3 protein-coding genes are annotated in these 2,415 nt (G+C 35.5%); all 3 read right to left on the bottom strand.

Annotated elements, in window-relative coordinates; all coding sequences use genetic code 11:
• Positions 1–257: 257 nt before the first annotated feature.
• The 3 genes from HZF10_RS17615 to HZF10_RS17605 all read right to left on the bottom strand — a co-directional run bounded on the left by HZF10_RS17615 (position 258) and on the right by HZF10_RS17605 (position 2,394).
• Entirely contained in the window at positions 258–923 is a 666-nt protein-coding gene (locus HZF10_RS17615; RefSeq protein WP_176007559.1) for a hypothetical protein, read from the bottom strand.
• A 222-nt stretch (positions 924–1,145) separates the two neighbouring features.
• Complete coding sequence (locus tag HZF10_RS17610; protein ID WP_176007558.1) at positions 1,146–1,520, bottom strand: hypothetical protein; 375 nt, start codon at positions 1,518–1,520, stop codon at positions 1,146–1,148.
• A gap of 244 nt (positions 1,521–1,764) precedes the next feature.
• A complete protein-coding gene (locus HZF10_RS17605) occupies positions 1,765–2,394 on the bottom strand; it encodes an AbiV family abortive infection protein (RefSeq protein ID WP_176007557.1) in 630 nt (209 codons plus the stop codon).
• Positions 2,395–2,415 lie beyond the last annotated feature (21 nt).

The raw sequence follows: 2,415 nt of genomic DNA, 5'->3' as shown, positions 1-2,415 counted from the left end.
ATTAGTAAGGAAACGTTTGGCGAAGCCTTTCGCCATCGGCGAAAAAGAAATAATACGCTGCAAATGGCGAGTAACGTGAGGCCTATTCGCGCCGTTGCGGCTGCCGGAGAAAGTACTCTCCGCTAAGACGAAAGGTAGCAAAACTTTTGGATTTTTCTAACTTGGAAAGTTTGAAAAATCCAATGTTTTGCGGCTTCGGGAAAGGTGCTTCCCGCTACCGGAAACCAGCAATGGCGTGAATAGGCGGTTGGTGGCAGTTACTTGAGAAGTCTAATTTGCCTAAACATTTCAATCGTAAAATTCCATAATTCAGCACCTTTTTGAGTATCAAGTGTAAGAGTTGTGATGATTGAAAAAACAGTCGAAACTAAAAGCCCTCGCCAATCGAATTTTGATTTTGTCTCGACTGCTTCGGATAAGTATAAAATTGCAGATTCAATTTTTAAATTTTGTTCTTGGCTAGACTCAAAATTAGCTTGCACATAGCTTTTTAATTCCAACAATTTAGTTTTGATAAAGGCAATTTCACTTTGTTCAAATTTCTCGTGGATGTCGGAGTCGAAATCCTCAAAATTAAATTCGGCTTTGTTTTTAAGATTTTCAAATAAATCTTCACCCTCTCTCTCTGCAATGAATTGACTAACTTCGGATTTTAACCAACTTGTAAATGCAGTTTTGACTTTGCTAAAATATTCTGCATTTGGTGTAATGTTTGAGTTTCTAGGTTTGGGGGCGAATATGGCATAAACCCATTTATAAAGTTCAAAACTACTTTCTTGCTGGTAAAAATCAAAAAATAGAGACGATCCTTTTACTAAAACTCTGTCTACATTTGTATTTATATTTTTGAACTCGAAATCTTGATGAGCGTAACCCTCCGATTTGATAATTTCAAAAATTTCGTTTTTATGTTTTTTAAGCATGTTTTTTTCTCGATTGTTTTGTAATTGCCACCAACGTGAGGCCTATTCGCGCAGTCGCGGCTATCGGAGATAGTACTCTCGGCTGCTCTAAAAGTAGCAAAACTTTTGATTTTTCCTAACTTGGAAAGTTGGGAAAAATCAATGTTTTGCGGGATTGGAAAACAGAGGCGAGGCTGCTCTGGACCCGCGATTGAGTGAATAGGCGGTTATAGGCTGGCGCAACTATGATTCTTCGTCATAGTCTTTTAAGACATTCTTTAACTCTTTTAAACTATCAGGTAACTCTCCAAGAACAATTTCTTTGTTTAATTCCATTACCCTTTCAGACTTGATCTTACAAAAAATGCGCTCACTTTCTTTATAAAAATAGAAACTCAATTCATCAAGGTTTGGATTTGACATGTATAATATATTTTCAAAATAAACCTTTTCGGCATTGTACTTAATTGTCAGTCTATATATGTTTGGTTCACGGTCCAGTTCGATATCAATAGAATTTAACTTTTCAAAAAGCGGATAGGTTGTCGTGTTCCAAGTTCCTTGAGAAAGGCTTATGGTAAGATTTTCATCAAACTCTCCGCTTACGATAATTTTCATAAATATTCTAAAGTTGATTTATACTGCGATTTCTCGGCGCTTGCCTATAACGTTAGGCCTATTCGCGCTCGTTGCGGCCTTCCGGAGATTGTTCTCTCCGTCGACTCGAAAGGTAACAAAACCAACGATTTTTTCTAACTTTTCTGTTGGAAAAAATCTTGGTTTTGTGGCCGCTGGAAAACCAAAGTTTCCGTCTACCTCAGATTCCGCAATGGCGTGAATAGGCGGTTACCTGCGGTTTTAATTAAAAGCTATAAATCTCTCTTACTTGATTTAAAATAAATTCAAATCCTTCTGCGGCTTGAACGACTTTGTTCGAATATTCCTTTTCAATGTCAAACTGTTTTTTTGTAAAGGATTGTGGAGCCATCCAATTAGAAGTCGTAAAATCTACATATAGACCTTTATTTTTTTCTTCGTTCGCTTGCGCAAGCCATACATTGAAACTTTCAACATCAAGCTTTCTTAGATTATATTCATTTACAACCTTTCTTGTCTTTTTTAAGTTTTTTAAGTCAGCGTTGTTTTTATCTAGTAATTTGGTCTCCAATTTTAAAAGCTCCTCAAATGATAAAACCTTTGTTGCTAAACGTTCCATGAAAGTGTTATAATTATTGAGAATTTGTTTTAGTTTTTCATGCTTGAAAGAATGGCTTCTAAATATTTTTTTAAACTCTGTAGTGATTTCAGCGGATTTTAAACTTTCAAGTAAAATATATATGGCCTTAATTCCTTCTTCTGCAGCTAAAATATTTAAAGAGCAAGCTAATCCAAAATTTTTCTTGTAAGAAGACTGAATAGCAGCAAATCTTAATCTCTTCGCATTTTCTATTGTCAAGTAATATCCCTGTAAATAAAGATCCAAGTCTTTCATGTTAAACGGGTTTTAAAAATC

It is taken from the genome of Flavobacterium agri, from assembly GCF_013401995.1.
GTDB classification, from domain to species: Bacteria; Bacteroidota; Bacteroidia; order Flavobacteriales; family Flavobacteriaceae; genus Flavobacterium; species Flavobacterium agri.
The sequence above is the reverse complement of the archived record's forward strand: the minus strand, read 5'-3'. Positions and strand labels throughout refer to the sequence as shown.

Excerpts from the sequence above, each read along its gene's own strand:
- HZF10_RS17615 (WP_176007559.1), bottom strand. The coding sequence starts at position 923 with ATGCTTAAAAAACATAAAAACGAAATTTTTGAAATTATCAAATCGGAG.
- HZF10_RS17610 (WP_176007558.1), bottom strand. The coding sequence starts at position 1,520 with ATGAAAATTATCGTAAGCGGAGAGTTTGATGAAAATCTTACCATAAGC.
- HZF10_RS17605 (WP_176007557.1), bottom strand. The coding sequence starts at position 2,394 with ATGAAAGACTTGGATCTTTATTTACAGGGATATTACTTGACAATAGAA.